We start from the raw sequence: 22,245 nt of genomic DNA, 5'->3' as shown, positions 1-22,245 counted from the left end.
AGAGCCGAGAGGCCGTCTGAAAAAGTTTTTCAGACGGCCTTTGGTTGTTATATGTGCAAATATAGTGAATCCGCTCATAATGATTTTGAAGTTTCAATCAAAATTCAACGGAAAACGGCAGGGAGTTTTTCTTTAAGTTCTGTTTGAACATCTTCATCATTTTTAAAGTAATAAGTGATTGAATACTTATTTTCTTTAATATCCTTTATAGCTTGTTTGCATTCTTCACTAACTGATACCAGCTTATGTATTTTTTCGAATACAGACGATTTGGATTCATCCCTCTTGCTACTGTTGGTATCACAATTTATGCTTAGTTTATAGTGTCTCCATACTTGGGGAACAGGCCATATTGTTATCAAGAATAATATAATTATTGTTGCTATTAATACTTTTGCTTTTCCATTCATCGGTTTATTCATTAGGAATCTCCGTTTCTCTTAAAGTGGGGTTTTGAATTACATAAAGATAGATTCTATTGGATACGGCACTTGCTTAACCAGTTATCGGAAGTTTAAAATTCAACCTTAAAATTCAATTTCCAATCAAAAGGTTCAATCAATGGAAACCCACGAAAAAATTCGCTTAATGCGTGAGTTGCATAAGTGGTCGCAGGAAGAGGTAGCCGAAAAATTGAAAATGTCGGCGGGAGGTTATGCCAAGATTGAGCGGGGCGAGACACAATTGAGCATTCCGCGCTTGGAGCAGCTGGCGGCAATTTTTAATGTGGATATGTGGGATTTAATCCAATCAGGAAAAGGCGGGTTGGTGTTGCAGATCAATGAAGGAGATAGCGAAGGAGATATTTCGCTTTATGCTTCAAACGATACTGCTGCGAAGATTGAAATGTTGAAATTGGAACTCAAACACGCCCGCGAGCTTTTATCTCAGAAAGACAAGGAAATCGAATTGTTGCGGAGATTGGCGCAACCTCAAGGGTAGAGAATGGGTAGGCAGAGGCCGTCTGAAAAACTTTTTCAGACGGTCTCTCGGCTTGAAACCATCACCGCCGGCATTTGCCCAAATACATCACCAACATGCCGCACACCGCCAAAATCCCGCCCGACACCAGCGAAAAATGCAGCGGTTCGCCCAAAAAGGCCACCGACGACAGCACGCCGAACACCGGCACCAGCGTGATATAAGCCCCGGCCGTGCCCGAACCCAATACCTTCACGCCTTCAAAAAACCACACATAAGCCAGAGCCGTTGAGCCGATGGCCAAGGCAATCAAACTCAGCCAGACCGTATCCGAAGTCTGCCACACCCAAGCGAAAGGTTGCGGTTCCGCCGCCACCGCCGTGATGGCGAGCATTATCCCGCCTATCCAAGCCGTTGCCAGCGTTACCGTGAGCGCATCAATCCCTTTCAGCACAAACCGCCCCACGATGGTATAGCACGCCCAACACAGCACGCAGCCGAGAATCAGCATCTGTCCCAAGCCCATTTTCTGCTGAAACAGCATGAGCGGATTGCCGCGTGTGATGCAGATTAACGAGCCGGCAAACGCCATCGCCATGCCCGTGCCGATGAGCGCTGTGATGGTTTCTTTAAAAATCAGCCGCGAAAGCAGCATAATCAGCACGGGGTTTAAAGAAATAATCACCGCCGCTTCACCGGCAGGCATATGTTTCAGGCCGGTTAGGAAACAGACCGCATAAGCAAACACGCCGAAAAAAGCCGAGATCGTCAGCCCCAGCCACTGTTTGGGCGACAGGTTTTTGAGTTTGGGAAATTTGCCCATCAAAAACAGCCCCGCTGCCAGAGCCGTGCCCGCCAGCAGAAAACGCATGGCACTGGCACTCACGGGCGGCAGGCTTTGGGCGACAACCCTTCCCCATACCCACGACACGCCCCAAAGTGCGGCCATGCCCGACAATTTCAGATGAACATTGAGCTTTTTATTCACGAAACACCAATCAGGATAAACGCATTAAGGGCGTTATCTTACTGCAAGCAGCCGGCATACTTTAGTATTTTTTGTTTCAGACGGCCTGATGCTTGTTAAGGTTTGCTTGGTCCTTATCTGAACCGTGCAAAAGTTTCAGGCCGAGACCTTTGCAAAACCCACATCTGCGGCGCATTTCTGCGTTGTGCGCTGCTCGCTCGTTTGCCTATCTATATGATATGTCTGCACTCGCTGTGCTGCTACGCCTTGAACTGCATCCACATCTGTGGGTTTTGCAAAGGTCTCAGGCCGTCTGAATTTCCGATTTCATTTGGTATGGAAAGAGGGAGGCTTGGTGCGGCGGCATGTGGTTTTAATCAAGCATCAGGCCGTCTGAAAAAATTTTCAGACGGCCTGTATTGATCAAATGCCGTTAAAAAGGCTTTAAAGCAGCATCACACCTCGCTGCCGCCCACGGTCAAGCCCGCGTCAATCCGCAAAGTCGGCTGACCCACACCCACGGGAACGCTTTGGCCGTCTTTGCCGCACACGCCCACGCCGGTGTCGAGCGCGGTGTCGTTGCCGATCATCGAAACGTGTTTCAACACTTCGGGGCCGTTGCCGATGATGGTGGCGCCTTTTACGGGATATTGCAGCTTGCCGTTTTCCACCCACCACGCTTCGGACGCGCTGAATACGAATTTGCCGCTGGTAATGTCCACCTGCCCGCCGCCGAAGTTCACCGCATAAATGCCTTTATCGACCGAGGCGATGATTTCTTCGGGATCATGGCTGCCGTTTTCCATAAAGGTGTTGGTCATGCGCGGCATGGGTGTGGACGAATAGCTTTCGCGGCGGCCGTTGCCGGTAACCGATACGCCCATCAGGCGGGCGTTGGTTTCGTCTTGCATATAACCGGTGAGGATGCCGTCTTCAATCAGCACGGTGCGGCGGGTTTCGTTGCCTTCGTCGTCGATATTGAGCGAACCGCGGCGGTCGGCAATATCGCCTTGATCGACTACGGTCACGCCTTTCGCCGCCACGCGCTCGCCGATACGGCCGGCAAATGCGCTGGTTTCTTTGCGGTTGAAATCGCCTTCCAAGCCGTGCCCCACCGCTTCATGCAGCAACACGCCCGGCCAGCCGTTGCCGAGCACCACGGTCATGGCACCGGCCGGAGCGGGGCGGGATTCGAGATTGGTTAAGGCTTGTTGGACGGCGGCATTCACAAACTGCTTGATGCGGTTTTCGTCGAAATAATCCAAATGATAACGCCCGCCGCCGCCCGCACTGCCTTGTTCGCGGCGGTCGCCCTGCTTGGCGATCACGGTTACATTCAGGCGCACCATCGGGCGGATGTCGGCAGCGTGTTTGCCGTCCAAACGGGCGATATAAACCATGTCGTATTCGCAGGTCAGCCCCGCCATCACTTGCACGATGCGCGGGTCGGCGGCTTTGGCGAGGGCTTCGACTTGATTAAGCAGAGCCACTTTGGCGGCGGAGTCCAAACCGATAATCGGGTTCACCGCGGCATGAACGTTTTTGCCGTAATGCGCCGTCGCCACCGGCACGCGGCCTTGTTGCCCAGCCGCTCCGATTGCGCGCACGGCTTGGGCGGAGCGGTTGATGGAAAGCATGTCGAGGCTGTCGGCATAGGCAAAAGCGGTTTTGTCGCCCGAAACGGCACGCACGCCCACGCCCTGATCAATCTGAAAGCTGCCCGATTTCACCATGCCTTCTTCGAGATGCCAGCTTTCAAACGCAGTGCGTTGGCAGTAAATATCCGCATAATCAACATGATGGCTGCCGATAATGCTCAGGCTTCGGGATAAAATTTCGGGAGAAAGGCTGTTGGCTTCGAGTAAGTCGCGTTGTACGATTTGATAGGTGTGAAACATAAAGTCGGCTCGGAAATGTCGATGCGTTCAGACGGCATCGAGCTTGGGTCGATGTGGATGAGTGGTCGGTTTAAGGTTGGTTTTATGGGTGGCGGCAATACAGGTAAGGGGTTGAAACCTTGTCGTTATCTGCTGCAACCGGCAGTTTTGCGTTAAGTGCCCTTATTTGATCAATTATACGGGATTTACCCCGCGCTTGATATGCCGGTTGGCCTTCACTATGGGGCGGATTGAGAAAAATTCAAGCCGAAAGTAAATTAATTTTATTTGTTTTCATGTAGTTATAAAAGTTAACTGATTTTCTCAATCTTTCTTATTGATAATTATTATTATTTCGTGCAAAATAAAAACCACTTGGCAGACATCCTGAAAAAGCCGAGTCCATTAAACACCTGAAAAGATAATTTCCTTTTGTTATCCCTCTTTACTTACCGGAGTGCGCATATACGAGATATACAGTTCCCTTTACATCAAATACTCAAAACCGAAACGCCAAACCGCTGCCCGATGCAGCGGTTTGGCGTTTTAGGGTAGGGCGTTTAAAAAAGCTGGAAGTGTCCGCCCTTGAGGCCGTCTGAAAAAAGGTTGTGCAAGTCTTGTCGAACACTTTCCGAGGGGCAATGAGCTTTTGTGGGTGCGGCGGGCATGAAATCACATTTTCGTGTTTCCCAAGCTTGGGACGCGAAACATATCAGGCCGTCTGAAATCTTGCGCCCGACTTTATCCCGCCAACGCTTTCAGACGGCCTATATACATTTTATACGCTATAATTCACCACTTTAAATTTCCGTTTATCGAACACCTACCATGACCCAACGCAAAATCCTCGTTACCTCCGCCCTGCCGTATGCCAACGGCAGCATCCACTTAGGCCACATGGTCGAGCACATCCAAACCGACATCTGGGTGCGCTTCCAAAAAATGCGCGGCCACGAATGCTATTACTGCTGCGCCGACGACACCCACGGCACCCCCGTGATGCTGGTCGCCCAAAAACAAGGCATCAAGCCCGAAGACATGATTGCCAAAGTGCGCGAAGAGCATTTGGCCGACTTCACCGGCTTCCACATCGGCTACGACAACTATTACAGCACCCATTCGCCTGAAAACAAAGCCTTTTCCGAGCAGATTTACCTCGCCCTGAAAGCCAACGGCAAAATCGAAAGCCGCGTGATCGAGCAGCTTTTCGACCCCGAAAAAAACATGTTCCTGCCCGACCGCTTCGTTAAAGGCGAATGCCCGAAATGCCACGCCAAAGACCAATACGGCGACAACTGCGAAGTCTGCGGCACCACCTACTCGCCCACCGAGCTGATCAACCCCTATTCCGCCGTATCCGGCGCCACCCCCGTGCTGAAAGAATCCGAACACTTCTTCTTCAAGCTCGGCGAGTGCGCCGACTACCTGAAAGAATGGACTTCAGGCAACACTGAGCTTTCAGACGGCCGTATCCAGCCGCACCTGCAAGCCGAAGCCCTCAACAAAATGAAAGAATGGTTGGGCGAAGGCGAAAACACCCTTTCCGATTGGGACATCAGCCGCGACGCACCTTATTTCGGCTTCGAAATCCCCGGCGCGCCCGGCAAATACTTCTACGTATGGCTCGACGCACCCGTCGGCTACATGGCCTCGTTCCAAAACCTGTGCGACCGCATCGGCTTGAATTTTGACGATTATTTCCGCGCTGACAGCGATGCCGAAATGTACCACTTCATCGGCAAAGACATACTCTACTTCCACGCCCTGTTTTGGCCCGCCATGCTCAAATTCAGCGGCCACCGCGCCCCCACCGGCGTGTTCGCCCACGGCTTTTTAACCGTCGACGGCCAAAAAATGTCCAAATCGCGCGGCACCTTCATCACCGCCAAATCCTACCTCGACGGCGGCCTCAACCCCGAATGGATGCGCTACTACATCGCCGCCAAACTCAACAGCAAAATCGAAGATATCGATTTGAACTTGAACGACTTCATCGCCCGCGTCAACAGCGATTTGGTCGGCAAATACGTCAACATCGCCGCCCGCGCCTCAGGTTTTATCGCCAAACGTTTCGAAGGCCGTCTGAAAGACGTTTCAGGCAGCAAATTGGTACAACAACTTGCCGCCGAGCGCGACAACATTGCCGCCGATTTTGAAAACCGCGAATACGCCAAAGCCCTGCGCGAAATCATGGCGCTGGCCGACGCAGTAAACGAATACGTCGATGCCAACAAACCGTGGGAATTGGCCAAACAAGAAGGCCAAGACGCGCGCCTGCACGAAGTATGCAGCGAGCTGATCAACGCCTTCAAAATCCTCAGCATCTACCTCGCGCCCGTGCTGCCCAAAGTCGCCGAACGCACCGCTGCCTTCCTCAATCTCGACAGCCTGCGCTGGGCCGATGCCGCAACCGTGCTGCCCGAAGGCCACGCCATTAACAAATACGAACATTTAATGCAACGAGTGGAGCAAAAACAAGTGGACGATTTAATCGAAGCCAACAAACAAAGCATTGCCGCGGCCGCAGAGCCGGCCGCGCCTACTGAAACCAGCCAATACGCGCCCGTCGCCGAACAAGCGAGCTTCGACGACTTTATGAAAATCGACATGCGCGTCGCCAAAGTGCTGAACTGCGAAGCCGTCGAAGGCAGCACCAAACTGCTCAAATTCGACCTCGACTTCGGCTTTGAAAAACGCATCATCTTCTCAGGCATCGCCGCCAGCTACCCCAACCCCGCCGAACTCAACGGCCGCATGGTGATCGCCGTTGCCAATTTCGCCCCGCGCAAAATGGCCAAATTCGGCGTATCCGAAGGCATGATCCTTTCCGCCGCCACGGCGGACGGCAAATTGAAGCTGCTGGACGTGGATGCAGGCGCGCAGCCGGGGGATAAGGTGGGTTGATTTCTCCGATTTAAGCAATATCAATAAAGAAAGGCCGTCTGAAATTTCAGACGGCCTTTTGTCATATGCAAATAGAAAATAAATATTCAATTTGATATATTTCAGTTTAAATAAACGCATCAATCCCGCTTTACTGATTTGAGAAAGTGTCACGATGACCCCGACCCAATCCTATCACCTCAGCTTCTCCCGTTTCAGCCCCTCCCTCTCCGTCGTCTCCTTCACCGCCACCGAAGCATTGAATACGGCCTACCGTCTCGACATCGAACTGACCTGCGCCGATGCCGATTTGCCGCTGTCGTCGTACATCAACCAGGCGGCCAAGTTTACGGTAACGCCGGTAAGCTCTGATGCGTTGGGATTGATTGAGGGAATGATCGCCCCCCAAGCGTTGAAGGAATGGAGCGGTATCATCACTTCCTGCGAGAAGCTGTCGGTATCGGCGGACGAAACCCGTTACCGTATGGTATTGGAACCGCGCATCGCCGCATTGAAGCACCACCGCACTTCACGGCTGTTTCAAAACCAAAACGTTCCCGACATTATTTCATCGCTGCTGAAACACCACGGCTTCTCCGGCGTCGATTTCCGCTTTAACACTTCCCGCGAATACGGTGTGCGCGAGTATGTGACCCAGTATCAGGAAAGCGACTTCGCCTTTATCAACCGGCTGTGTGAAGAAGAAGGCATCTGGTACGCCTTCGAGCAGAACGCCCAATATGGCGAGGTGGCGGTATTCGGCGACGATGCCGCCCATTATTTTCGTGACAACCGTCTGCCGTATCCCTACCGCCCCCACGGCAGATTGGAGAGCGTCGGCAAGGAAGCGGTGTTCGCCTTACAGGTAAAACACAATCCCATTCTCGAATCCATCCGCGTCGGCGACTACAACTACCGCGATGCCGATACCGACTTATCGTCCACAGTAACGGCCAAGGGTACGGAGACCGACGGCAGCGTCTTACTCGGCAGTGACAGCCATTGGGGTTTGCATCACAAGACACCCGAAGAAGCCCAACTTCAGACGGCCTTACTGCAACAGCTCGACCACAGCCGCCGTATTGTTGCTTCCGGCAGCGGCAACATCACCGCGCTTAGCCCCGGCCAAGTGTTTCAGACGGCCCCAAGCTTCAGCGAAGCACCCAACGGCTGGTTGGTAGTGTCGCTTACCCACAGCGGCAGCCGCGACCAAGCGTACAGCCATACTTTTACCGCCATTCCCGCCGACAGCATCTTCCGCCCCGAACGCATCACCCCGTTGCCCAAGATTCAGGGCAGCCTTCCCGCCAGAATCACCAGCCCCGGCAACTACACCTATGCCTATATCGACAATATGGGCCGTTACCGCGTCAAACTGCCGTTTGACCTCGACGAATGGAGCCCGGGCGGAGAAAGCCGTCCCATCCGTCTGGCCAAACCCTATGCCGGCCCCGACTACGGCCAACACTTCCCGCTGCACGAAGGCACCGAAGTGATGCTGTCGTTCGTACAGGGTAATCCCGACAGACCCTACATCAGCGGCGTGATGCACGACAGCTCCCACCCCGACCACGTCCCTGCCGACTGGAACACCCGTAACGTCATCCGTACTTGGGCGAATAACAAACTGCGGATGGAAGACAAACAGGGTCAGGAACATATCAAACTGGCGACCGAATACGGTAAAACCCAACTCAACCTCGGCCATATCGTCGACAGCCAAAGACAGAAGCGCGGCGACAACGGCGAAGGCTTCGAGCTGCGTACCGACAGTTGGGGCTCATTACGGGCGGGGAAAGGTTTGTTTATCTCTTCAGACGGCCAAAGCGGTGCACAAGGAACAGTATTAAACCGCGACGAAGCCATCGCCAATTTGGAACAGGCATTGTCATTGGCGAAGAGTTTGAATAAAGCAGCAAACACAGCCAAAGCGGAAGGAACCTTAACCGAGGAGCAGGAAGGCCGTCTGAAAAACTGTATCAAAGATTTATACCAACAAGTGATTTTACTGTCCGCCCCCGACGGTATCGCCACTGCTACCCCACAAAGCCAACTGCACACAGCCGGCCAACACATCCACCACATCAGCGGCGGCGACACCGATATCAGCGCCGGCAGCAACTTCACCGCCCATGCGGTCGGGAGCGTCAACCTGTTTGCGCAGAGCAACGGGGCGAAGTTACAGGCCAATCAGGGCAAGGTGGAGATACAGGCACAGAACGATGAAATGCAGATTAATGCGCTGAAAGACGCCACCATTACCAGCAGCGCCGGCAAAGTGACCGTGGCGGCCAAAGACGAAATCCTGCTTACCAGCGGCGGGGCGTACATCAAGATTAAGGATGGCAACATTGAGTTGGGCTGTCCGAAGATGGTGTGGGTGAAGTGTGCGGGGTTTCAGGTGATGGGGCCGAGTAGTTTGAATAATCTATTGCCACTTTTATCGAACAATCAGCAGCAAAAAGAAACAATGGGGATTCAAATTAAGCGAATAGGAACTCAAAAAATCTCAGGTATTTCTTTAGATTACAAGTTAAAAACTGCCGACAATAGAACATTGTTTTCATCTACAACACAAAATGAAAGCGGTTTAGGTTCTAAGCATGATAGAGAGCAGATTCATACTGGCAGCTATTTATTAATAGGAAGAGAAAGTGATGATTGGCAATTGTTTGTTTATGAAGAAGACAACAATGAGGAAAATTAAAAATGGTCAAATCAAAATTACTAATTGTATTTAAGGACTCTTTAGCTGGTGCGCCAGAAAATCTACACTATAGAATCTATATAAATGGGATCAAGGTATCGGAAGGCAAGGTTGATAAAGATAAGGATACAGTCTCTTATCAAATTATATGGGCAAATGGTAAATTAAGTATAGAAGGAAATTCTTTAGCCATACCTGAGAGACTATCAAATCGGGTTGAAATTAAAGTTGTATCTTCCGGCGGTTCGGAAAAGAAAGTTGGAGAGCATGAACTGAAAAGAAAAAATACTACATTGACGCTAATTTCTCCGTGGACAAGGATTCCATTGGCAGGAGGTGGGAAGTTCGAAGGAGATTTCTTTGAAGTGGAATATAATGTCAAACGGAAAAATAATAACCTTTTTGCAAAGGTGATTATCAAGGATATCCCGAGAAAGATCGTATTGACCGCTTTGAAACATAGAGGTAGTACAACATGGGCTGGAAATACTTCTAAAACATCAGTTCATTTAACAATGAAAGATAAAAATGTAACTTTTAATAACAGAACAAATAAATGCAATGTATTTGTCCATGATGTATTAACAGAAGCTGGAATCGCTGTTCCTTGGATTGAACATGGGAAAAGTAAATATATCCCATATTATTCAAGAGTTTCTCCTCCGACAGCTGAAGAGTGGGCAGACACAAGTAAGTTACAAAAAAACTGGTCTTCGAATAAAACGCCTTTACCGGGAGATATAGGAGCATATATGTTGCCTTATACGGATGCTACCGGGCATGTAGGCATAATACTAACTAAGGGAGTATGTATTTCCGCCGGATGGGAAAAGGTGGAAGTCAACGATGTTGGTTTTAGATTACAGAATGGTACTGCTGATTTAGAAACGGATAAATCTGATTTTACGAATTTTAGAAGATATAAACATAAGGTAATTAAAAATGATTAAAAAGTTATTATTTATAATTATTGGATTTATGTTTTTTAGCTTGGGTAATTATTTATTTTTTACAGGGCATATTAGTTCGGAAAAAAAAATATTAAAATCTTGTGACAATTTGGAAAAGAAAGAATTAAATGTTTTTTTTCAAAAAATTGAAAACTTATCCGAAAAAAATCGAAAAAAGAAATTAGAAGATAGAAATCTTATCAGTGGCTATACTTGGAAAGATTATGACCTTTCCAGATATCAAATTATAGCTGGGCATGAAGAAGAGCCAATTTATAGTAATTCAAATCCATATATTTGTGCCGCAGTCGATATTATCAGTTCTCCAAATTATGACCAATCACAAAAAATGTATACGATTATGTTAATGCACTATGCTTCTATTGAGCAGCATATATTTTTGTTAAAAGCAGCAAATAAAGCTTATGAGCAAAAAATCTTAACCGATAAAGAAGTATTAGCAGAATTACTATATTCTCCAGAGCTGCAAGGCAAAAGCACTAATTCCAAATATACATGGCTTCCTGCATGGCGGAGGGAGTTTAAAAAGCATGCAAACGAAGTCTTAAGTGAAGAAGAGCAAGAAGAAGTATTATCAGGGAAAACATTGCTGTGGGGATTATAACTGTTAAATCCCTATGCTTTTATGAATTTGGTACCTTGCAAAACAGATATAAACTGAAATTTACTCTTGTCGTCAATATGAAATGGGAAAATAAAAATCTAAAAAATATTAAAGTAATCGGAAGTAACATGAAAAAATTTACTTTATTGTTTTTTTATAATTAGCACTTTTGCCATTGCCAAGCAAGGTGTATGTATTTCTGCAGGGGCAGATAAAATTGAAGTGAATGATGCGGGTTTTAGAATTCAGAGTGGAACATTTAATGCTGATGATAAATATGATTTTTCTAATTTCAGACGATATAAGCATAAGGTAATTAAAAAATGATAAAGAAAATAGAAAAAATACTGTTATTAACCATAGTTGGACTGTGTGTTTTATTTTTGATATATAGTGAAATAGATACGTATTCGTGTCAAGAAAAGTATGCCAAAACAGGTAATAATTTTTTTAAATTTATAAATGGTGAATCAGAAAAAAGTAGGGAAAATTTTAATAAAGAAAGAGGATTAATAGGTGGTGTTACATGGAATGAATCTGATCGAGATACGTCAAAATATACAGTAATGGAAGGAAAAGGAGCAAAGGAAATATACGAAAGTCCTCATAAATATATTTGTGAAGCAGCTTATGTTCTTAAATCTCCCGAATATGACCAGTCTCAAAAAGCTTATGCGATCATGCTGATGCATTTTTCATCAATAAAAGATCAGATTTATCTGTTGAAAACAGCCAATGAAGCATATGAAAAAGGGATTATTACAGATAAAGAGGTATTGGCAGAGCTGCTGTATTCCCCCGAATTAGGCGGAGCGAGCACCAATTCAAGATATACATGGCTGCCCGCATGGCGAAGGGAATTCAACAAACATGCAAACGAAGTTTTAGACGAAAAAGCGCGGGAAAAAGTGCTGTCGGGAAAAACTTTGGCTTGGGGGTTGTATGGCAGGGAAATTTAGTATAGGAGAAACATCAAAATAGAGGCTGTCTGAAAAACTTTCAGACAGCCTCTATACTAATGCTTTAGCTAATAATAAATATCAAAGACTTTCAAGTAGAGTTTAATGATTTTGGTTTTGGAATATAAAAGGGCTGACGTAGATTGGCAGTCATGATAGGCTGCCAAAATGAAGATAACCCACTGTAAGTTAAAGAAAAGTCTGCAAAGAAAACTGCTTGAATATTTTGTATTGGAAGTAACCGCACGTTCTGCTGCCGATATCTTGGGTATTCAGCCCAATACGGCCATTCTCTTTTACCGCAAAATCCGTCTTGTTATCAGCCATCATTTGGCTTTGGGAGCAGATCAGGTTTTTGAAGGCGCTATAGAATTGGATGAGAGCTATTTCGGCGGCAAGCGTAAAGGAAAGCGCGGTAGGGGAGCAGCAGGTAAAGTGGTGGTTTCGGTATCCTTAAACGTGGAGGTAGGTTTATACGGTTGTTACTATCTCAACATCAATTACAGCGAACAGTTTGCTAAGTGCCACACTCATATTGACGATATAGAAAATTTCTGAGTACAAGCTAAGTGTATTTTATATAACTACAATGGAACTGATCGGAAGTTTTTTTGGCTACTTTTGAAAGAATGTGAGTTTCGTTTTAACTTTGGAACACTAAAGTAGTAAATAAAAATCCCTGCTGCTTTGGTATATTTTTAGGGTTAATCTACTTCATCCTATCTGTTTTAGGTAATGGTATATGAATGTAATTCTTAATCATTTTGATTTTGAAATAATTAACAGTTTAAAAATCAATAAATATGCTAAGTGGGCGACAATAATTTTAATATGCCAGATAATCCCCATCATTTTTATTGATTTAAATATAATAATTGAACAGAAAGTCATCATTATTATTTCTTATGCTCTTTTTGAATTTTTATATTTTTTAATAACTTTAAAAGTTATTAAATATTTTTATAATTCAGGTAGAGTTATAAAATCAATGTTTTATCAGTCTATTTTCCTTAATTTAGGTGTAATTTTTACAATGCTATTTTCCCCATTGTTTATTGTTGCATTTATAAGATATATTCATTTATATAAATATTATTTCTCGTTGGTTTTATTAATTTTTTTATTATCTTTCATATATATATGTAATATAAGTCCTAATAAAGTAATAGAGACGAGTAAACGTCATTATTTTGTGAAAAAAGATGAAAATAATATTTCCATCTGTTTTGTTTCAGATACGTTACCTAAAATCTTTCAAAAAATACCTATAATTTCCTATATTCCTTATATGGCAGCCATAGGTTTTTGTTTGTATGCGTTTGTTAATAGAAAAAATGAAGAAAGCTTATACTATTTAATATTGTCATGCATGACGCTATCTGCAATATCGTTATATTCTGAGTTTTGTTATTTATTGTTAGGAATTAAATACTTAATGAATAGAAAAATACCCTAAATATACTGTAGAAAGTGTAGAAGTTAACCTGCTGAGATTTCTAGTTTATTGCAGTTTAAGATAAACTTGATATTCTAGAAAAGATTAAAAGCAATACTTTGAAGAGAAAGCAGGTAATTGACTTTTTGAGGCCGTCTGAAGATTTTCAGACGGCCTCATGTTTTATTCCCAGCACATTCATAAAGCTGCCCGAAACGATACCGTTCAGGTAAAATATCTGAATCAGAAATCACTTACAAACGGCTTATTCTATGTATTCTTTTGTGCGTCCGTTGTTGTTTAAAACAGACCCTGAAAAATCCCATCATCTTGCTTTAAATGCGTTGAATGCTGCTTATCGTTTGGGGGTGTTGCCTACTATCGACCGTGATACCCGTCCGACCCGTTTAATGGGTTTGGATTTGCCCAATCCTGTTGGGTTGGCAGCGGGGTTGGATAAAAACGGGGCTTATATTGATGCGTTGGCGGCGTTGGGTTTCGGCTTTATCGAAGTTGGCACGGTAACGCCGCGTCCGCAGAGCGGTAATTCTCAGCCGCGTTTGTTCCGCCTGCCCGAGCATCAGGCGATTATTAATCGGATGGGGTTTAATAACCATGGCATCGACGCGATGATTGGGAATATTAAAAACAGCCGCTACACAGGCGTGCTCGGCATCAATATCGGTAAAAATGCCGATACGCCTATTGAGCAGGCGGCGTCTGATTATTTGATTTGCTTGGAAAAAGCGTATCCCTACGCCAGCTATATTACGGTTAACATTTCTTCGCCCAATACTAAAAACCTGCGGGATTTGCAGGGCGGGGATGAATTGACGGCGTTGTTGGGCAAGTTGAAAGACAAGCAGCAGTCGCTGTCTGCTGCGCAAGGCCGTTATGTGCCGTTGGCGGTGAAAATCGCGCCTGATTTAGATGAAGAGCAAGTGGCCGAGATTGCGCGTGTGGCGTTGGCAACGGAGATGGACGGCATTATTGCGACCAATACGACGATTGATAAATCTTCGCTGGGCAACCATCCGCAAGCAGGTGAGCAGGGGGGCTTGAGCGGTTTGCCTGTGCGTGAAAAAAGTAACCGTGTGTTGTCGCAGTTGGTGAAAGAGCTGGAAGGCCGATTGCCGGTTATTGGGGTGGGCGGTATTGTGAACGGCGATGATGCTGCGGAAAAAATGCGCTTGGGTGCAAGTGCGGTGCAGGTTTACAGCGGTTTGATTTACCGCGGCCCGGAATTGGTACGCGAATGTTTGAAAGCCTGCCGTTGATAGTTGATAAAGGTTTGAGGCCGTCTGAAAAACAAAAAGAGCAGAAATTTCTGTTCTTTTTGTTTTTCAGACGGCCTCAGGCTTAATAGGGTAAATGGGCTTATATCTGAAACGCTAGATTCTTAATCCAATAATTTAAGTTGGCTTTTGTGTATATATCCGTGAATATTTTGTTTCATATCGGAGCCGTCATCATTCAGCAAAGCAACATAAAACCAGCCATTCGGAAAGGTTTTTAATTTCTTAACTAACTTGTTATCAGCTAAGATTTTGAGTACTTTAGCATTGCCGGCGGGCTTTTCTTGTTAAATATCGTGCAAAACTGAGCCGGGGAAACGGGGAGTTGTGCTCCAAAAGTGAGCCACTCTCCGTTTGTTATAAACTGCTCCGCTTTATCACACAGCGGAGCCCAACCTGGATGTTATGCATGGAAACCATCGCAAAAGTGCACCGGCTTTTTCACCGACAGAAACTCTCACAACGTGAAATCGCCAAACAACTCAAACTCTCCCGCAATACAGTCGCCAAATATCTGCAGCACGCCACAGTCGAACCCCCCGTCTACCGCAGAGAACAAACCCATTACCCCAAGCTCGGTCCTTTTCTTGACGTGTTGACCCAACAGTTGCTCCAAGAAGCCCGGCTGCCCAAACAGCAACACCTTTCTGCCCGTCGACATTTCGAACGCCTCAAAGATGCCGGTTATGCCGGACAGTACAGCGCCGTTGCCGTATTTATCCGCAAATTCCGCCAACAGCACCAACCCAAGCCGGTTCCGGTCTTTATGGCTCAGGCTTTTGCTCCGGGTGATGCTTATCAGTTTGACTGGAGTATCGAAACCGTTTGTTTGGCCGGACAGACCGTTAAGGTAAATATCGCTCATTTCCGCTTATGCCACAGCAGGGCTTTTTCCGTTTGTGCTTATCCCAATCAGAAAGCCGACATGTTGATGGATGCGCACAACCGCGCATTCGCTTTCTTCGGCGGCGTACCTGCCCGCGGTATCTACGACAATATGAAGACCGCCGTTACCCGCATCGGCAAAGGCAAGGAGAGAGAGTTTAACGCACAGTTTTTACAGATGATGACCCACTTTCTCATTGAACCGGTTGCCTGTACCCCGGCTTCCGGCTGGGAGAAAGGCCAGGTCGAGCGGCAGATACGCCACCTGCGCGAAAGATTGTTCAAGCCGACTTTGGCTTTTGATTCCTTTACCTCTCTCAACGACTACCTGCAACAGCAATGCCTGCGGCTGATGCGGCAGCACAAACATCCCGAATACAGGCAGCCGGTTAACGACATATGGGAAAGGGAGAAGCATTCGTTGGCTGCTTTCCGTCCCTATCCGGCAGAACGTTTGGAGATACTCAAAGTCAGCAACCAATCTTTGGTTACCGTCGAACGCCACCGTTACAGCGTGCCGGTCGAATGGGCGGGCAATACGGTTAGGGTTTATATCGGCGCACAGACCGTCCGCTTTTGTAGCGATACCGACTGCATTGCCGAACATCCGCGCAGCTTTGTGAAAGACGGCATCAGCTATAACCCTTGGCATTTTTTGCCCTATCTGCAAAAGAAACCCGGAGCGTTAAGAGACGGCAGGGCTTTTATCGGCTGGGTACTGCCGCCCGTCATAGAGCGTCTGAAAGCCTGTTTGCTTAAGCAGCCCAAAGGAGACCGGGTGATGGTCAAACTGCTGAACCTGATGGCCGAATACGATGCCGACTTGGCATTGACGGCAGCGGAATTGGCATTGGACGAAGGTATGCCGACTCCGGAGGCAGTCTTGAACATCATCAACCGTCTGAAAGAACCGCCTCCACCCCGTTTCCATATTAGGGACATCCCGCTTACCGTCCCGCCGTCAGTTGATTGCAGCCGTTATGACTGCTTACTGAGTCTGTCGGGCAAACAAACGGATACGATGAAGGAGAAGCATCATGCAGCATGAACGTCTGGCGGGACTGTTGAAAGAATTGAAACTCGGTGCGATGGCGGAGCAGTGGGATGAAATCGTAGTGGACGGCATCCGTCGCAAACGGGGTACGCTGGATATTCTGGAGCGGTTGTTGACTGCCGAACATATAGCCAAAACCGCAAGGAGTATCCAAAACCGGATTAGCCAGGCAAGGTTTCCGCAACACCGCAGTTTGGCCGACTTCGATTTTGAGCAGAGTTTGATACACCGTCCGGCATTGGAACTGCTTTTGGGCGGGGACTATATCAGACAGAAGCGTAATGTGGTGTTGGTAGGCGGACCGGGTACGGGCAAAACGCATATTGCCACAGCATTGGGTATCGAAGCGGCGACACAAGGATTTAGGGTACGTTTTTGGAATGTACTGGACTTGGTCAACAAATTGGAAGCAGACAAAGACGAAGGCCGTCTGAAACTGACCGAGCAGCAATGTCGGTACGATTTGTTGATTCTTGATGAGTTGGGGTATCTGCCGTTTAGTCAGAAAGGCGGTGCGCTGCTGTTTCATCTGATGAGCCAACTGCATGAAAGGACGAGTGTTGTCATGACAACCAATTTGGCCTTTAGCGAATGGGTGAAGCTGTTTATGGATGAAAAGATGACGGGTGCTTTACTGGACCGCCTGACTTATTGCTGTGATATTTTTGAGACGGGCAATGATTCTTACCGGATGAAACACCGCTCATAGGGTGGCTCAATTTTAGACCACAACTGTGGCTCAGTTTTGGAATGGAATTGACAGCTTTTCTCTTAAGTTGACGCCTTTTTCATCAGTGGATTTAATTAAATAAATATCATCACGCAGATAAGCGTCTAAGCATTTTGCTTTGGGTATTTTTGTGATTTTTGTGTGCTTGATTTTTCGTAATTTCACAAAGTCAGCGTAATAGTATTTGCTGTCGCAAAATGTTTCTTGTCCTATATTTGAAAGCGTAATGCTGACCGGCTGGGTTGCGATTCCTTCTTGATAAGAGTAGAAGCCGGACGGAATGGTAGAAAATGTTTTCAAAATGTTTTGCTGATCTTGCTTCTTAGTTAATATCGAAATCTCGTTGCCGTTAGAGATGCTTTGATTTTCAGGAATAAAATCAAAATACAATATTTTTTTGTTGTTGTCGGCGTCAAGGCTTTTTCCCCAAGAAGCCACGAGCAGCCCTCTCGCTTGGATATCTTTTGCAAGGGAGAGCATAGGGGTACCAATCATGAGAATACTGCAAACGGCAAAAGAGAAAAATCGATTGTTGTTCATAATCTTAAATCCAATGAATGCTTTTGATTTTACGGTTTAATCAGTTTGTGGCCTCAAACCTTACCTCTTCCCCAAACACCTGTTCCCACAGCTTTTTCACGCTGTCGTAATACGAGCGTATCTGCCCGTTTATTTCCGGTTTGTCGGCATCGCGCAGCTTGGTGTTGTGTTGCTGTTGGCGGTAAAAACGGTAGGCGGTGCGCGATTGTTCGGCCAGTGTTTTATCTATCAAACCGGCATCGGCGGCGATATTGAGCAAGGCGATGTTGCCGTAGTTGTCGAGCAGTTGCGGATGTTCGCCCGCATAAGCCAGTATCAGGTATTGCACGATGAATTCCACATCGACCACGCCGCCGCGGGCGTATTTGACATCGTTGTCTTCGGGCGGATGGGTGGGGAACATTTTTTCGCGCATGGCGATGATTTCGCGGGCGAGTTCGGCCCGGTTGCGCGGGCGGGTGAGGATTTCGGTGCGCAGTGTGTCGAAGGCGGTGCCGATTTCGGGTTTGCCGCAGATGAAGCGGGCGCGGGTGAGCGATTGGTGTTCCCACGTCCACGCGTTTTCGCGCTGGTATTTTTCAAATGCGGCGATGCTGTGGGTAAGGAAACCGCTGTCGCCGTTCGGCCGCAAGCGCAAATCGACTTCGTACAGTGTGCCTGCGCCGGTGGCGGCGGAAAGCCAGTTGGTGAGGCGGCGGGCGAAACGGGCGTACACGTCGGGCGCGTCGGGGTGCGGGTCGTCATACACGTACACCAAGTCCAAATCGGAGGTGTAGCCCAGCTCTTTGCCGCCGAGTTTGCCGTAGCCGATGATGCCGATTTGCGGGGTGTCGGTGTGGATTTTCGGAGTGTCGGCCCACACGGCGGGCATGGCGGCGGCAAGGATGGTGTCGGCCAGCGCGGAAAGTTGGTCGGACAAGGCTTCCACCGTCCACAAGCCGGCCAAGTCCTGCACGGCGAGGCGGAACACTTGGGCGTGCTGGAAACGGCGCAATACGTCCATTTGCGCTTCGGTGTCGCCGGCGGCATTGCGGAGGCCGTCTGAAAGCTCGGCGGCAAGTTTCGGCCAGTTACAGCCGGTGTCCATCAATTGCGCACTGAGCAATTCGTCGAGCAGAATCGGATGCTTCATCAGGTAGCCGGACACCCACGAGCTTTGCCCCATGATGTCGGCCAGCCGTTGCAGGGCTTGCGGGTGCTCGTGCAGAAAGGCGAGATACGACGAGCGGCGGCTGATGTTTTCTAGAAAATCCAGCAGCCGCAGCAGAGTAACGGTGGGGTCGGGTTGGGTGGCGGCGGCCTGTGCCAACAGCGGAATCACGGCATCGAAACGCGGTTGGGCTTGGGCGGAAAGGTGGCGGTATTTGCCGCTGTTGCGGAGCTGGTCGAGCCGCCGGCCGATTAAGACGGCATCGAAGCCGTGTTCCGCCAAACGGCCGGAGCGGGTTTCTTCGTCGGCGTTTTGCTGCCAGATACATTGCCAGCCGTTGGCCTGCGCCTGCGGCTGTTCGTCGGGTTCGGCAAGGATTTCGTTGAACACGGCGTTCACTTGGCGGCGGTATCGGTCGAGGCCGTCTGAAAACGCGGCATAGTCGGCAAAGCCCATGCTTTCGGCCAGCCGCTGTTGTTGTTCGGGATTGTCGGGCAGGGTTTGGGTTTGCTGATCGTCCCAGTATTGCAGGCGGTGTTCGACATCACGCAAGAAGCGGTAGGCTTCGAGCAGCATCTGCACGGTTTGGCGGTCGAGCATGTCCAGTTCGGCGAGCTTGAGCAGGGTTTCCTGCGTGCCTTTCAGTTGCAGCGCGCGCACTTGGCCGCCGCGGATAAGCTGGAAAATCTGGGCGATGAATTCGATTTCGCGGATGCCGCCCGCGCCGAGTTTCACATTGTCGGCCATGCCCTTGCGGTTCACTTCACTGCGGATTTGCCGGTGCAGCCCGCGCATGCCTTCGTAGGCGTTGAAATCGAGGTATTTGCGGAACACAAACGGGCGCACCAACGCACGGATGCTGTTGGCGTGCGGCGTAACCACGCGGCCTTTGCACCATGCGTAACGCTCCCACTCGCGCCCTTGCTGAATCAGGTATTGTTCCAGCGCGGTTTCGCTCAACACCAGCGCGCCGCTGTCGCCGTCCGGCCGCAAACGCATGTCGATGCGGAACACCTGCCCGTCTTCGGTGATGTCGTTCAACAGCGTAATCAGCTTTTGGCCGACTTTGGTAAAAAATTCCTGATTGCTGCGTTCGCGTTTGCCGTCGGTGTCGCCCGATTCGGGATAAATAAAAATCAGATCGAGGTCGGACGACACGTTCAATTCATAACCGCCCGCCTTGCCCATCGCCACCACGCTCAGAAACTGCGGCTCGTTGCTGTAACGGCCGATCGGCGTGCCGTACATATCCCGATAATAAGCATGGGCGAAATCCAGCGCGGTGTTGACGGCAAAATCGGCAAACAGCGTAATCGTGCGGGTAACTTCGGCCAAATCGCTGATGCGGTTGATGTCGCGCACGATAATCTGCGCCATCACATAGCGGCGCAAACGGCGCAGCTGGCGGGCGAGTTCGGCTTCGTTTTCGTCGGTTTGGATTTGCCCCCAATCGGCGAAGGCTTGGAAATCTTCGCTGCCCAATGTTTTTTCCAGCATCGGGTTGAGGATGTCGGGTTGCAGATTGCCGTTGTCGAGATGGCGCGAGAGGTATTGGGAATGGCGGCGGGCGTTTTCGATAGGGTTCATGACGGGCGCAAACAGGTTTCAGACGGCCTATCATAGCAATGTTTGAGGCCGTCTGAAAGCGTGGTAGCGGCGGGGGAAACGGCCTGATGAAAGTATATGAAGAGGCCGTCTGAAAAGTTTTTCAGACGGCCTTTGGAACTTCTTTCTCTTTTATGTATAAACGGAAAACCCGTTATCAGGCTGAATGCCGTTAGCGGTTATCCTTGCTTTCCAGCAAGTGCATGAGTTCTGCCAAATTCTGATTGAGTTGTTGCTGCGTTTCATCGGATAAACCGTCTAACAGCCTGCTTTCATTCTCAACGTGTTCGAATACTGCTTTTTCAATCAGTTGCGCCCCTTTTTCAGTTAACTGCACCAATGTACTGCGCGCGTCGTTAGGGTTGGGAACGCGCTTGATCAAACCTTGGCTTTCCAATTTTTGTAGCCTTACCGTCATCGTGCCCGATGTGACCATTAATGAGGCAAACAATTCGGTGGGCGACAAGCAATACGGGCTGCCGGAGCGGCGCAGTGTGGCCAGCACGTCAAACGAACCGCTTCCTAAACCATATTCGTTGAATACCGAATCAAGTTTAGGCTGTATGAGGGCGGCACAACGTTTCAGACGGCCTATTAAAGCCATTTTTTCTGATGCCAATTCGGGTAATTCTTTCTGCCATTGTTTGATAATGGTATCTACCGAGTCTTCTGTGTTGCGAACCATATTGCGAACCTGTTGATTATTTGGGAAAACAAAATTATTGTCTTGACTTCAAGATAAATCGCTTTCATAATTATTTTATCTTGAAGTCAAACTAAATGTAATGAACAACCGTTTTTTGTTGATATTGGTCACCTCGATAGCACCTTTGATTTGGGGTTCCACTTATTTGGTTACCACAGAATTTTTACCGCCCGACAGGCCGTTTACTGCGGCTTTGTTTCGCGTGCTGCCTGCCGGATTGCTGCTGATTTTATGGAAAAGAGAGGTTCCGAAGCTCAAAGATGGTATCAAGATTTTTCTATTGGGCATATTAAATATCGGATTTTTTCAGGCGATGCTGTTTGTGGCAGCCTACCGTTTACCCGGGGGATTGGCCGCAATTTTAGGCTCTACACAAACCCTGATGATTTTGGTTTTGGCATGGCTGATAGATAAACAGCAGCCGCCGAAAACAGCTTGGTTGGCGGCTTTGTTGGGAATAATGGGTATTGCTTTGTTGGTTTATTCGCCGGAAACAAAGTTTGACGCTGTCGGCATTATTGCAGCCTTGCTGGGCGCCGTATCGATGGCTGTCGGCATATTCTTTTCCAAACGTTGCCGTATTCATCTTTCTTTGTTGTCGTTTACCGGGTGGCAGTTGTTGTTTGGCGGTTTGATTTTGATGCCGGTTGTGTGGCTGCTCGAGCCGCTGCCGAGTTCTTTTACCCTCGCCAATATCGGCGGTTATCTCTATCTCTGCCTGTTTGGAACGGTTTTGGCCTATATATTGTTTTTCTACAGTATCAGCAAGCTGCCGCCCGCCGTCGTTTCTTCTTTGGGCTTGCTCAGCCCCGTTTCTGCTTTTGTACTGGGCTGGTTATTTCTCAATCAAGGTATGGACATGAAATCTTTGTTTGGATTTATGTTGGCTTTGCTTTCCATTTTCGGAGTGCAGCATGCGCTCCCGTCACCTAAAAAAGATACCTAAAAAGGATTCT

Annotated in this window: 20 protein-coding genes and 1 pseudogene; 15 read left to right on the top strand and 6 right to left on the bottom strand. The window is 48.1% G+C overall.

All coding sequences use genetic code 11. The features are described from left to right. Nucleotides 1-104 precede the first annotated feature (104 nt). Entirely contained in the window at nt 105-422 is a 318-nt protein-coding gene (locus LVJ85_RS12435; protein ID WP_244740101.1) for a hypothetical protein, read from the bottom strand. A gap of 139 nt (nt 423-561) precedes the next feature. Here LVJ85_RS12435 and LVJ85_RS12430 point away from each other — a divergent pair, with 139 nt between their 5' ends. Beyond that, nucleotides 562-942: a helix-turn-helix domain-containing protein gene (locus LVJ85_RS12430; protein ID WP_244740100.1), complete on the top strand. Its 381-nt coding sequence runs from the start codon at nt 562-564 to the stop codon at nt 940-942. 61 nt (nt 943-1,003) lie between these two features. Here LVJ85_RS12430 and LVJ85_RS12425 read toward each other — a convergent pair whose 3' ends face one another. Further along, the gene (locus LVJ85_RS12425) at nt 1,004-1,909 is read right to left on the bottom strand and encodes a DMT family transporter (RefSeq protein ID WP_244740099.1); all 906 of its coding nucleotides are present in this window, start codon (nt 1,907-1,909) and stop codon (nt 1,004-1,006) included. Nucleotides 1,910-2,001: 92 nt separating this feature from the next. Here LVJ85_RS12425 and LVJ85_RS12420 point away from each other — a divergent pair, with 92 nt between their 5' ends. Then, nucleotides 2,002-2,205 carry a lipoprotein signal peptidase gene (locus tag LVJ85_RS12420; protein ID WP_244740098.1) on the top strand — a complete coding sequence of 68 codons (204 nt, stop codon included), beginning with the start codon at nt 2,002-2,004 and terminating at the stop codon, nt 2,203-2,205. A 138-nt stretch (nt 2,206-2,343) separates the two neighbouring features. Here the strand turns inward: LVJ85_RS12420 and tldD are convergent, their stop codons facing one another. Beyond that, the gene (gene tldD, locus LVJ85_RS12415) at nt 2,344-3,786 is read right to left on the bottom strand and encodes a metalloprotease TldD (protein ID WP_244740097.1); all 1,443 of its coding nucleotides are present in this window, start codon (nt 3,784-3,786) and stop codon (nt 2,344-2,346) included. Here tldD and LVJ85_RS12410 point away from each other — a divergent pair. The 12 genes and pseudogenes from LVJ85_RS12410 (at nt 3,778) to istB (ending at nt 17,267) form a co-directional block, all read left to right on the top strand. Further along, a complete protein-coding gene (locus tag LVJ85_RS12410; protein WP_244740096.1) occupies nt 3,778-3,942 on the top strand; it encodes a hypothetical protein in 165 nt (54 codons plus the stop codon). The genes tldD and LVJ85_RS12410 overlap by 9 nt on opposite strands. Before the next feature lie 489 nt (nt 3,943-4,431). Continuing rightward, on the top strand, nt 4,432-4,569 hold the full coding sequence (locus tag LVJ85_RS12405) for a hypothetical protein (RefSeq protein WP_244740095.1): 138 nt from the start codon (nt 4,432-4,434) through the stop codon (nt 4,567-4,569). A 24-nt stretch (nt 4,570-4,593) separates the two neighbouring features. Beyond that, complete coding sequence (metG, locus tag LVJ85_RS12400) at nt 4,594-6,669, top strand: methionine--tRNA ligase (protein ID WP_244740094.1); 2,076 nt, start codon at nt 4,594-4,596, stop codon at nt 6,667-6,669. A gap of 154 nt (nt 6,670-6,823) precedes the next feature. Further along, nucleotides 6,824-9,355, top strand: a complete 2,532-nt coding sequence (locus LVJ85_RS12395) for a type VI secretion system Vgr family protein (RefSeq protein WP_244740093.1) — start codon at nt 6,824-6,826, stop codon at nt 9,353-9,355. A gap of 2 nt (nt 9,356-9,357) precedes the next feature. Beyond that, nucleotides 9,358-10,305 carry a hypothetical protein gene (locus tag LVJ85_RS12390; protein WP_244740092.1) on the top strand — a complete coding sequence of 316 codons (948 nt, stop codon included), beginning with the start codon at nt 9,358-9,360 and terminating at the stop codon, nt 10,303-10,305. Continuing rightward, entirely contained in the window at nt 10,298-10,930 is a 633-nt protein-coding gene (locus LVJ85_RS12385; RefSeq protein ID WP_095197826.1) for a hypothetical protein, read from the top strand. The genes LVJ85_RS12390 and LVJ85_RS12385 overlap by 8 nt, the downstream gene beginning before the upstream one ends. A 323-nt stretch (nt 10,931-11,253) precedes the next feature. Continuing rightward, nucleotides 11,254-11,889: a hypothetical protein gene (locus tag LVJ85_RS12380; protein ID WP_244740091.1), complete on the top strand. Its 636-nt coding sequence runs from the start codon at nt 11,254-11,256 to the stop codon at nt 11,887-11,889. A gap of 168 nt (nt 11,890-12,057) precedes the next feature. After that, nucleotides 12,058-12,555: pseudogene (locus LVJ85_RS12375) on the top strand (IS1595 family transposase). 76 nt (nt 12,556-12,631) lie between these two features. Continuing rightward, a complete protein-coding gene (locus tag LVJ85_RS12370; protein WP_244740090.1) occupies nt 12,632-13,345 on the top strand; it encodes a hypothetical protein in 714 nt (237 codons plus the stop codon). Nucleotides 13,346-13,596: 251 nt separating this feature from the next. Beyond that, nucleotides 13,597-14,601 (top strand): quinone-dependent dihydroorotate dehydrogenase, encoded by a 1,005-nt coding sequence (locus tag LVJ85_RS12365; protein ID WP_244740089.1) that lies wholly within the window; start codon nt 13,597-13,599, stop codon nt 14,599-14,601. A 418-nt stretch (nt 14,602-15,019) separates the two neighbouring features. Then, nucleotides 15,020-16,552 carry an IS21 family transposase gene (istA, locus tag LVJ85_RS12360; protein WP_244740088.1) on the top strand — a complete coding sequence of 511 codons (1,533 nt, stop codon included), beginning with the start codon at nt 15,020-15,022 and terminating at the stop codon, nt 16,550-16,552. Further along, nucleotides 16,539-17,267 carry an IS21-like element helper ATPase IstB gene (gene istB / locus LVJ85_RS12355; protein ID WP_370686940.1) on the top strand — a complete coding sequence of 243 codons (729 nt, stop codon included), beginning with the start codon at nt 16,539-16,541 and terminating at the stop codon, nt 17,265-17,267. Before istA ends, istB begins: the two co-directional genes overlap by 14 nt. Before the next feature lie 30 nt (nt 17,268-17,297). On the opposite strand, the gene LVJ85_RS12350 is transcribed toward istB, so the two are convergent. From LVJ85_RS12350 to LVJ85_RS12340, 3 genes are all read right to left on the bottom strand, one after another. Beyond that, nucleotides 17,298-17,828 (bottom strand): hypothetical protein, encoded by a 531-nt coding sequence (locus LVJ85_RS12350; protein WP_244740087.1) that lies wholly within the window; start codon nt 17,826-17,828, stop codon nt 17,298-17,300. A 40-nt stretch (nt 17,829-17,868) separates the two neighbouring features. Beyond that, nucleotides 17,869-20,565 carry a bifunctional [glutamate--ammonia ligase]-adenylyl-L-tyrosine phosphorylase/[glutamate--ammonia-ligase] adenylyltransferase gene (glnE, locus tag LVJ85_RS12345; protein ID WP_244740086.1) on the bottom strand — a complete coding sequence of 899 codons (2,697 nt, stop codon included), beginning with the start codon at nt 20,563-20,565 and terminating at the stop codon, nt 17,869-17,871. 190 nt (nt 20,566-20,755) lie between these two features. Next, complete coding sequence (locus LVJ85_RS12340; protein ID WP_085363295.1) at nt 20,756-21,268, bottom strand: MarR family winged helix-turn-helix transcriptional regulator; 513 nt, start codon at nt 21,266-21,268, stop codon at nt 20,756-20,758. A 100-nt stretch (nt 21,269-21,368) separates the two neighbouring features. Here LVJ85_RS12340 and LVJ85_RS12335 point away from each other — a divergent pair, with 100 nt between their 5' ends. Continuing rightward, nucleotides 21,369-22,235: an EamA family transporter gene (locus tag LVJ85_RS12335; protein ID WP_244740085.1), complete on the top strand. Its 867-nt coding sequence runs from the start codon at nt 21,369-21,371 to the stop codon at nt 22,233-22,235. The last annotated feature ends 10 nt before the right edge of the window (nt 22,236-22,245 follow it).

Origin of the sequence: Neisseria sp. Dent CA1/247 (assembly GCF_022870825.1) — a bacterium.
Classification (GTDB): Bacteria; Pseudomonadota; Gammaproteobacteria; order Burkholderiales; family Neisseriaceae; genus Neisseria; species Neisseria zoodegmatis.
Note: the sequence above shows the minus strand (reverse complement) of the source record. Positions and strands in the feature narration are given on the sequence as shown.

Coding starts and splice junctions, on each gene's coding strand:
- LVJ85_RS12380 (WP_244740091.1), top strand. CDS start 11,254: ATGATAAAGAAAATAGAAAAAATACTGTTATTAACCATAGTTGGACTG.
- LVJ85_RS12350 (WP_244740087.1), bottom strand. CDS start 17,828: ATGAACAACAATCGATTTTTCTCTTTTGCCGTTTGCAGTATTCTCATG.
- LVJ85_RS12405 (WP_244740095.1), top strand. CDS start 4,432: ATGAAATCACATTTTCGTGTTTCCCAAGCTTGGGACGCGAAACATATC.
- LVJ85_RS12430 (WP_244740100.1), top strand. CDS start 562: ATGGAAACCCACGAAAAAATTCGCTTAATGCGTGAGTTGCATAAGTGG.
- istA (WP_244740088.1), top strand. CDS start 15,020: ATGTTATGCATGGAAACCATCGCAAAAGTGCACCGGCTTTTTCACCGA.
- LVJ85_RS12385 (WP_095197826.1), top strand. CDS start 10,298: ATGATTAAAAAGTTATTATTTATAATTATTGGATTTATGTTTTTTAGC.
- LVJ85_RS12390 (WP_244740092.1), top strand. CDS start 9,358: ATGGTCAAATCAAAATTACTAATTGTATTTAAGGACTCTTTAGCTGGT.
- LVJ85_RS12435 (WP_244740101.1), bottom strand. CDS start 422: ATGAATAAACCGATGAATGGAAAAGCAAAAGTATTAATAGCAACAATA.
- glnE (WP_244740086.1), bottom strand. CDS start 20,565: ATGAACCCTATCGAAAACGCCCGCCGCCATTCCCAATACCTCTCGCGC.
- LVJ85_RS12335 (WP_244740085.1), top strand. CDS start 21,369: ATGAACAACCGTTTTTTGTTGATATTGGTCACCTCGATAGCACCTTTG.
- LVJ85_RS12395 (WP_244740093.1), top strand. CDS start 6,824: ATGACCCCGACCCAATCCTATCACCTCAGCTTCTCCCGTTTCAGCCCC.
- tldD (WP_244740097.1), bottom strand. CDS start 3,786: ATGTTTCACACCTATCAAATCGTACAACGCGACTTACTCGAAGCCAAC.
- LVJ85_RS12365 (WP_244740089.1), top strand. CDS start 13,597: ATGTATTCTTTTGTGCGTCCGTTGTTGTTTAAAACAGACCCTGAAAAA.
- LVJ85_RS12340 (WP_085363295.1), bottom strand. CDS start 21,268: ATGGTTCGCAACACAGAAGACTCGGTAGATACCATTATCAAACAATGG.
- metG (WP_244740094.1), top strand. CDS start 4,594: ATGACCCAACGCAAAATCCTCGTTACCTCCGCCCTGCCGTATGCCAAC.
- LVJ85_RS12370 (WP_244740090.1), top strand. CDS start 12,632: ATGAATGTAATTCTTAATCATTTTGATTTTGAAATAATTAACAGTTTA.